This is a genomic window from Micromonospora sp. NPDC006766 (assembly GCF_040636055.1).
GTDB lineage: Bacteria > Actinomycetota > Actinomycetes > Mycobacteriales > Micromonosporaceae > Micromonospora.
In genome coordinates this window covers 1-8,959 of record NZ_JBEYIX010000096.1, presented here as the reverse complement: position 1 = coordinate 8,959, position 8,959 = coordinate 1, and the positions used below count along the sequence as shown (strand labels likewise).

The following is an 8,959-nucleotide window of genomic DNA, read 5'->3' as shown; positions in this document are numbered from 1 at the left end:
TCAATCGGATCCCCCAACGTGGTCCCCGTACCGTGCGCCTCCACCACATCCACATCCGCCGCCGTCAACCGGGCATTCGCCAACGCGGCCCGAATCACCCGGCGCTGCGACGGCCCGTTCGGCGCGGTCATGCCATTGCTGGCGCCGTCCTGGTTGACGGCCGAACCACGGATCACGGCGAGCACCTCGTGCCCGTTACGCTTCGCGTCGGAAAGCCGCTCCAGCAGGAGCAGGCCCGCACCCTCACCCCAACCGGTCCCGTCGGCCGCACCCGCGAACGACTTGCACCGGCCATCCGGCGCCAGCCCACGCTGCCGGCTGAACTCGACGAACATCGCCGGGGTCGCCATCACCGCGACGCCGCCGGCCAGGGCCAGCGAGCACTCGCCGCTGCGCAGCGACTGCATCGCGAAGTGCAGCGACACCAGCGACGACGAGCAGGCCGTGTCCACACTGATCGCGGGCCCCTCCAGGCCCAGGGTGTACGCGATCCGGCCGGACACCAGCGACCCGCCGGTGCTGTCCACGCCGTAGTCGTGGTACATCAGCCCGACGAAGACGCCGGTGGGCGTGCCGCGCAGCCCGGCCGGGTCGACGCCGGCCCGCTCCAGGGCCTCCCACGCCGTCTCCAGCAGCAGCCGCTGCTGCGGGTCCATGAGCAGCGCCTCGTTCGGGCTGATACCGAAGAAGGTGGGGTCGAACCTGGCCGCGTCGTAAAGGAACGCGCCCTCGTTGGCGTACGTCTTGCCCGGCTTGCCGGGCTCCGGGTCGTGCACCCCCGGATCCCAGCCACGGTCGGCCGGGAACCCGCCCACCGCGTCCACCCCGTCGGCGACCAGCCGCCACAGGTCCTCCGGCGAGGCGACCCCGCCCGGGTAGCGGCAGGCCATGCCCACGATCGCGATCGGGTCGTCGTCCAGGGCGGCCGGGGCGGGCCCGGGCGTGGGCAGCGGCTCCTCGTCCGTACCGGAAATCGTTTCCAGGATGTGCCGGGTGACCGCGATCGCGCTGGGGTGGTCGAAAACCAGCGTCGGCGACAGCCGCAGTCCGGTCGCGGTGTTCAGCGCGTTGCGCAGCTCGACCGCGGAGAGCGAGTCGAAGCCCAGGTCCTTGAAGGCCCGGTCGGCCGCGACCGCGTCCGCCGAGGCGTGCCCGAGGACTGCGGCGACGCTCGCACGGACCAACTCCAGGACGGTGTCCTCCCGCCGGGTGGGGTCCAGGCCGGCCAGTTGCCGGGCGAGCGACGAACCGCCGGCGGCCGGTCCGGCCGGGCGGCGGCGGGCCGCGGGCACCAGGCCGCGCAGCAGCGCGGGCAGGTCGTCGGTGCGCTTGCGCAGCGCCTGCCGGTCGACCGGAACGGCGACCACGGCGCCGCGACCGCTGGTGACCGCGCGGTCCAGCAGATCGAGGGCGTCCGCCGTGGGCAGGGCGGGCAGGCCGAGCCGCGCCAACCGCTGCACGTGGCCGTCGTCCATCAGGCTGCTCATGCCGGTCTCGGACTGCCAGAGGCCGTACGCGACGGCGGTGGCCGGCAGCCCGGCGGCGTGCCGGTGCGCGGCGAGCGCGTCGAGGAACACGTTCGCGGCGGCGTAGTTGCCCTGCCCGGCGGCCAGCACCAGCCCACCGGCCGAGGAGAACAGCACGAACGCGGTCAACGGCAGACCCTGAGTGAGCTCGTGCAGATGCCAGCCGGCCTCGACCTTGGGGGTGAAGACGGTGGCGATCTGCTCGGCGGTCAGGTCGACGACCAGCCCGTTCGAGGCGACACCAGCGGCGTGCACCACCCCGGTCAGCCCGCCGCCGATCCGCTCCAGCAACCCGGCCAACACAGCCCGATCCGAAACATCACACGCGACCGCCTCGACCGAGACACCCAGCTCCCCCAACCGCGCGCACAGCTCGACCGCACCGGGCGCGGCCGGACCACGACGACTGGTCAACACCAGCCGACGTACCCCGTGCTCCCGCACCAGATGCTCGGCCACGATCGCACCCAACCCACCGGTGCCACCGGTGACCAGCACCGTGCCGTCCGGGTCCCACGACGAACCACCAAGCACATCGGTGATCGGGGCGAGCCTCGGCACCCGTACCTGCCCGGCACGGACCGCCAGCTCCGGCTCACCGCCGGCCAACGCCTGGGCGAGGATCCCGTCGGTGACCTCACCGTCGGCGTCCAGCAGCACGAACCGGTCCGGGTTCTCCGCCTGCGCGGCCCGGATCAGGCCCCACACCGGCGCCACCGCCAGATCGACGTCCTCGCCCGGCCGCACCGCCACCGCGCCACGGGTCAGCACGACCAGCCGCGAGCCGGACAGGCGCGGCTCGGCCAGCCAGCCCTGCACCAGGGCCAGCACCTCGGTGGCCAGCGCCAGCGCCCGGGCCGGCACCGCGCCGTCCGTGGGCGCGGCCACCGGTGCGATCACGATCGACGGTGACGCGCCGGACTCCAGCAGGGCGGCCAGGTCCGGGTGGTCCCGTTCCGCGCCCAGGGTCACCCAGCTCGGATTGACGGCGACCGCCCCGGGCGCGGGCAGCCAGTCGATGCCGAAGAGGGCCTGCTCGGCACCCGACTGCGCGGGGGCGAGCTGGGCCGGCGACACCGGGCGGGAGACGAGCGAGTCCACGGTCAGCACCGGACGGCCCTGCTCGTCGGCGACGGCGAAGGACATGCTGTCGGTGGTCGGCGTGACGATCCGGACCCGGACCGAGGCGGCACCGGCCGCGTACAGGGTGACGCCGCTCCACGCGAACGGCAGCAGCGTCTGCTCGTCCGGGGCGGTCGCGCCACGGTCGCCGAGCATCGCGGCGTGCATCGACGCGTCCAGCAGCGCCGGGTGCACGCCGAAAGCGGCGGCCTCCTCGTACGCGGTGGACGGGAGAGCGACCTCGGCGAAGAGCTCCTCGCCGCGCCGCCAGGCGGCACGCAGGCCCTGGAACATCGGGCCGTAGGCGTATCCGATCTCAAGAAGCTGGTCGTACGCGCCGTCGACGGTGACCGGTTCGGCGCCGGCGGGTGGCCAGACCGTCAGGTCCGGCGGCGGCGTTCCGGCACCGGCGGCGCCGAGGACGCCGGCGGCGTGCTGCACCCAGGGCTGGTCCGGGCCGTCGGTCCGGGAGAAGACATCGACCGTACGGCGTCCTGACGCGTCCGGCCCGCCCACGACGACCTGAAGAGCGGCGGCCCCGTCCGGTGCCAGCACCAGCGGCGCACGCAGGGTGAGCTCCTCCAGGACCTCGCAGCCGACCTCCTCACCGGCGCGCAGGGCCAGCTCGACGAAGCCGGTCCCGGGCAACAGGACACTGCCGAGCACCTCGTGGTCGGCGACCCACGGGTGCCGGTCCCGGCTGAGCCGGCCGGTGAGCACGACCCCGCCGGACTGCGGGGCGGCGACGACCGCGCCGAGCAGCGGGTGCTCGAAACGGGTCAGGCCGGCCGCGGTGAGCCGGCGGGCCGTGCCACCGGTCCAGGCGTCGCTGAAGTCCCACTCCTCGATCCAGAACCGTTGCTGGTCGAACGCGTAGGACGGCAGGTCGACCCGCCGGCCGGCGGGCAGCAGGGCGGTCCAGTCGACGGCGACGCCCCGGGTCCAGGCGGTGGCCACGCCGGTGAGCAGTTCCCGCTCCTCAGGGCGGTTACGCCGCTGCAGGGCGACGACGGCGGTGGCGTCGTCGTCCAGGGACTGGCGCGCCATCCCGGTGAGCACCGCGTCCGGGCCGACCTCCAGGAACGTCCGGACGCCGGCGTCGTGCAGGGTGGTCACCGCGTCGGCGAAGCGGACCGCCTCCCGGACGTGCCGTACCCAGTAGCCCGGGGTGGTCAGCACGTCGGGGTCGGCGACCGCGCCGGTCACATCGGAGACGATCGGGATCGCCGGCGGGTGGAACGTGATGCCCTGCAGCGCGTCGGCGAAGTCGCGCAGCATCGGGTCCATCAGGTGCGAGTGGAACGCGTGCGACACGGTCAGCCGGGTGGCCCGAACGTCCAGTTGGGCGACGAGCGCCTCGACGGCCTCCTCGGTTCCGGAGACCACGACCGCGTTCGGGGCGTTGACGGCGGCGATGTCCACGGCCGGGTCGAGCAGCGGGCGGACCTGCTCCTCCGAGGCGGCCAGGGCGACCATGACGCCACCGGACGGCAGCGCCTGCATCAGCCTGCCCCGCGCGGCGACCAGCGCGGCGGCGTCGTCCAGGGAGAGCACGCCGGCCACGTGCGCGGCGACGATCTCACCGACCGAGTGGCCGGCCAGGTAGTCGGGCCGCACGTGCCACGATTCGAGCAGCCGGTAGAGGGCCGTCTCGAAGGCGAAGAGGCCGGTCTGGGTGTACCCGGTCCGGGCCAGCAGGTCGGCGTCATCGCCCCAGAGCACGTCGCGCAGCGGCCGGTCGAGGTGCCGGTCGAGCGCGGCCAGCGCCGCGTCGAACGCCTCGGCGAAGACCGGGAACCGTTCGGACAGCTCGCGGCCCATGCCGAGCCGCTGCGAGCCCTGACCGGTGAAGAGGACCGCGGTGCCGCCGCCGGTCACCGTGCCGGTGACGGCGGGCGCGGCGCCGGTGAGACCGGCGACGACCTCGTCGTTGTCGGCACCGAGGACGACCGTACGGTGCTCGAACACCGCCCGGTCGGTGACCAGCGCGCGGGCCGTGTCCCGCAGCGGCGCGCCGCCGGCGAGCAGGCCGGCCAGCCGTTGGGCCTGGGCGGGCAGCGCCGCCGCGGACTTCGCGGTGACGGTGACCGGCACCAGGGTGTGCGCGACCGGCGGGGTCGGCGGGACGGGCTCCTCGGCCGGCGCCTGCTCGATGATGACGTGCGCGTTCGTGCCGCTGATGCCGAACGACGAGATGCCGGCCCGGCGCGGCCGGTCCACTTCGGGCCACTCCACCGGCTCGGTGAGCAGGCGTACGTTACCCGCGTCCCAGTCCACCACCGGCGTGGGCGTGTCCACGTGCAGGGTGCGCGGCATCGTCCCGTGCCGGATGGCCTGGACCAGCTTGATGATGCCGGCGACCCCGGCCGCCGACTGGGTGTGACCGATGTTCGACTTGATCGAGCCGAGCCACAGCGGGCGGTCGTCGGGGCGGTCCTGCCCGTACGTACCCAGCAGCGCCTGCGCCTCGATCGGGTCACCGAGGGTGGTGCCGGTGCCGTGCGCCTCGACCATGTCGACCTGGTCGCCGGAGAGCTGCGCGTTGGCCAGCGCGGCCCGGATCACCCGGCGCTGGGACGGGCCGTTCGGGGCGCTGAAGCCGTTGCTCGCGCCGTCCTGGTTGACCGCCGAGCCGCGGACCACCGCGAGAACCCGGTGACCGTTGCGGCGGGCGTCGGCGAGCCGCTCCACGACCAGGACGCCCACCCCCTCGCCCCAGGAGGTGCCGTCGGCGCTGCCCGCGAACGACTTGCATCGGCCGTCCGGGGCCAGCCCGCGCTGCCGGCTGAACTCGACGAACACCTCCGGTGTGGCCATCACCGCGACACCGCCGACCAGGGCCAGTTCGCACTCGCCGGAGCGCAGCGCCTGAATCGCCCAGTGCAGCGCGACCAGCGACGACGAGCAGGCGGTGTCGACCGTGACGGCCGGGCCCTCCAGGCCCAGCACGTACGAGACGCGCCCGGAGGCGTTCGCGCCCGTGCTGTTGTTGGCCGCGTAATCGTGGTACATCATCCCGGCGAAGACGCCGGTCGAGCTGCCCTTGAGCGCGGCCGGATCGATGCCGGCGTGCTCGAACGCCTCCCACGAGGTTTCCAGCAGCAGCCGCTGCTGCGGGTCCATGAGCAGCGCCTCGTTCGGGCTGATCCCGAAGAAGGCGGGGTCGAACCGGTCCGCGTCGTACAGGAACCCGCCGTGTTTGCTGTATGTGCGGCCCACCTTGCCCGGCTCGGGGTCGTAGACGCCGTCGACGTCCCACCCACGATTGTCCGGGAACTCGGAGATCGCGTCGACGCCGTCGGCGACCAGCCGCCACAGGTCGTCGGCGGAGGCGACCCCGCCGGGATACCGGCAGGCCATGCCGACGATCGCGATCGGTTCGCGCGCCGCCGCGGTCAGTTTGCGATTCTGCGCCCGCAACCGTTCGGTCTCCTTGAGTGACGCCCGAAGCGCCTGGACCACCTTGTCCGCTGAGTCAGCCATCAGAAGCTCCCACTTCCCGTGTGCGCGTCGTCCAGATCGAGGCCGCTGAGGGCCATGCTGATGAGGGCATCGGTGTCCATCTCGTCGATCGACGTGTCGTCGGCGCCGTCCGGTGCCGGCGGGGCGTCGTCGGGTGCCGCGCTGCCGCCGCCCAGTTGGAGCAGCGCGTCGAGCAGGCCGGCGTCCCGCAGGCGGGCCAGCGGGATGCCGAGCAGAATCCGCCGTACCTCGTCCTCGCCGTCCCGGTCGGCCGGCTCGTCCGCCGGGGCCAGCTCGGCGAGCAGATAGCGGGCGACATCGGCGGGCGTCGGGTGGTCGAAGACCAGCGTGGCGGACAGCCGAAGCCCGACCGCCTGGCCCAGTCCGGTCCGGAACTCGACCGCGGTGAGCGAGTCGAACCCGAGGTCGTTGAAGGCGCGGCCGGACTCGACCCCGGTGACGTCCGGATGGCCGAGGGTGGTCGCGGCCTGGGTACGGACCAGGTCGACAAGCATGCCGAGCCGGTCGTCGGCGGGCAGCCCGGCAAGCCGCCGGGCGAAAGCACCGGCCGCGTCCGGCGCCGGGGCCGTGGCACGCCGCGACGGCGTCCGGGTCAACGCCCGGAACAACGCCCCGGCACTGCCCTCGGCCGCGCCCAGCGCCCGGACATCCAGGTTGATCGGCACCAGCGTCGCCGCGTCCCGGGCGGTCGCCGCGTCGAGCAGGCGCATGCCCTGCTCGGCGCCGATCGGGCTGACCCCGGATCGGGCCAATCGCTGCCGGTCGGCCACGGACAGCTCGCCGGACATCCCGCCGCCGACGTCCCACAGGCCCCAGGCCAGCGACTGGGCGACCCGGCCGGCGGCGCGGCGGCGGGCGGCGAGGGCGTCCAGGTAGGCGTTGGCGGCGGCGTAGTTCGCCTGGCCGGGCGCGCCGAGCACCGCGGATGCGGAGGAGAACAGCACGAAGGCGGTCAACTGCCGGTCGCGGGTCAACTCGTCCAGGTGCGCGGCACCGTCCGCCTTGGCCCGCAGCACGGCGGCCAGCCGGTCCGGGGTGAGCGCGGTGAACGCCCCATCGTCGACCACGCCGGCGGTGTGCACCACCGCGCTGAGCTCAACACCGTTGAGCAGCGCGGCGAGCGCGTCCCGGTCGGCGGTGTCGCAGGCCTCGATCCGGACGATCGCCCCGGCCGCGGTGAGCCGATCGCGCAGGTCGGCGGCGCCGGGTGCGGCGGCGCCGCGCCGGCTGACCAGCAGCAGGTCGCGGGCGCCGCGCTCGGCGACCAGGTGCTCGGCGACCAGGGCACCCAGCGCGCCGGTGCCGCCGGTGACCAGGACCGTGCCGTCCGGGCCGAAGGTGGCCCCGGCCGTCTCGCCGCTCGCCGCGGCCCGGGTCAGGCGGGCCGCGTAGACCACGCCGTCGCGCACCACGACCTGCGGTTCCGGCAGGGTGAGCAGGGCGGCCAGGTCGACGCTGCCGTCGGTGTCGGCCAGCAGGATCCGGTCCGGGTGCTCCGCCTGCGCGGAACGGATCAGCCCGCGCACGGCCGCGGCCGCCGGATCCGGCGCGTCCTCGTCGTTGATCGCGACCGCGCCGCGGGTCAGGACCGCGAGGCGCGCCCCGGTCTGCGTCGGATCGGCGAGCCATTCCTGTACGGCGGTGAGCGCCGTCTGCGTGCCCGCGTGCACCGCGGCGATGTCCTCGCCGCCGTCGACCCGCAGCGTCACGACGGGCGGTGCCGCCGCCGTCTCGCCGGCCGGAATCGGCACCCAGGTCAGCTGGAACAGTGCCGACTGGCCGCCGGCCGCGTCGAGCTGCTCGGTCGAGATCCCGCGCAGGGCCAGCGAGCCGACCGTGAGCACCGGGCGGCCGGTGCTGTCCGCCACCTGGAGCGCGACCGTGCCGGGGCGCAGTGCGGTGAGCCGGATCCGCAGGTTCCCCGCGCCGGGCGTGCCGAGCGTGACACCGGACCAGGCGAACGGGAGGGTCGCGCGGTCGGCTCCGGCCGGGGAGAACGTGACGGTGTGCAGGGCCGCATCGAGCAGGGCGGGGTGCAGGCCGTACGTCTCGGGACGGGCGCCATCGGGGAGGCGGACCTCGGCGTACACGTCGTCGCCGGATCGCCAGGCGGCCCGCAGCCCCTGGAAAAGCGGCCCGTAGCCGAGGCCGGCCTCGGCGATGCCCGGGTAGAAGCCGTCGAGGTCGATCTCCTCGGCATCCCGCGGCGGCCAGGCGGTCAGGTCCGCGTCGACCGGCTCGGCCGGTGCGAGCAGACCATTCGCGTGGCAGGTCCACGGGGCGTCCGGGCCGTCGGCGTCCGGCCGGGAGTGCACGGCGACCGGGTGTCGCCCGGCCTCGTCCGGGCCGCCCACCACAACCTGCACCTTGACGGTGCCGTGGTCGGGCAGTGCCAGCGGCGCGGCGATGGTCAGCTCCTCGATCCGGTCGCAGCCGACCTCCTGGCCGGCACGCAGGGCCAGCTCGACGAAGCCGGTGCCGGGGAAGAGCGCGACGCCGCCGATCCGGTGGTCGGTGAGCCACGGCTGGTCGCGCAGCGAGAGCCGGCCGGTGAGGGTGACGCCGCCGGTCTCCGGGGCCGGGACCACGGCGCCGAGCAGCGGGTGCCCGGCCGGCTCGGCCCCGGCCGCCGCGAGGTCGGCGGTCGCCCCCGGGGTCGGCTGGATCCAGTAGGTGCGGCGTTGGAAGGGATACGTTGGTAGGTCGATGCGGTGTCCGCCGGCCAGTAGTGGAGTCCAGTCGATGGTGGTGCCGCGGGTCCAGGCGGTGGCCAGGCCGGTGAGCAGTTCGGTCTCTTCCGGGCGGGTGCGGTGTTGCAGGTTGATGAA

The 8,959-nt window shown here is 74.5% G+C and carries 2 protein-coding genes; both read right to left on the bottom strand.

Translation table 11 applies throughout. The annotated features are described in order from the left end of the window. On the bottom strand, window positions 1-6,131 hold a 6,131-nt coding region (locus tag ABZ671_RS31985), incomplete at its 3' end, for a type I polyketide synthase (protein ID WP_357865091.1). After that, on the bottom strand, window positions 6,131-8,959 hold a 2,829-nt coding region (locus ABZ671_RS31980), incomplete at its 5' end, for a type I polyketide synthase (RefSeq protein WP_357865090.1). The genes ABZ671_RS31985 and ABZ671_RS31980, both read right to left, overlap by 1 nt.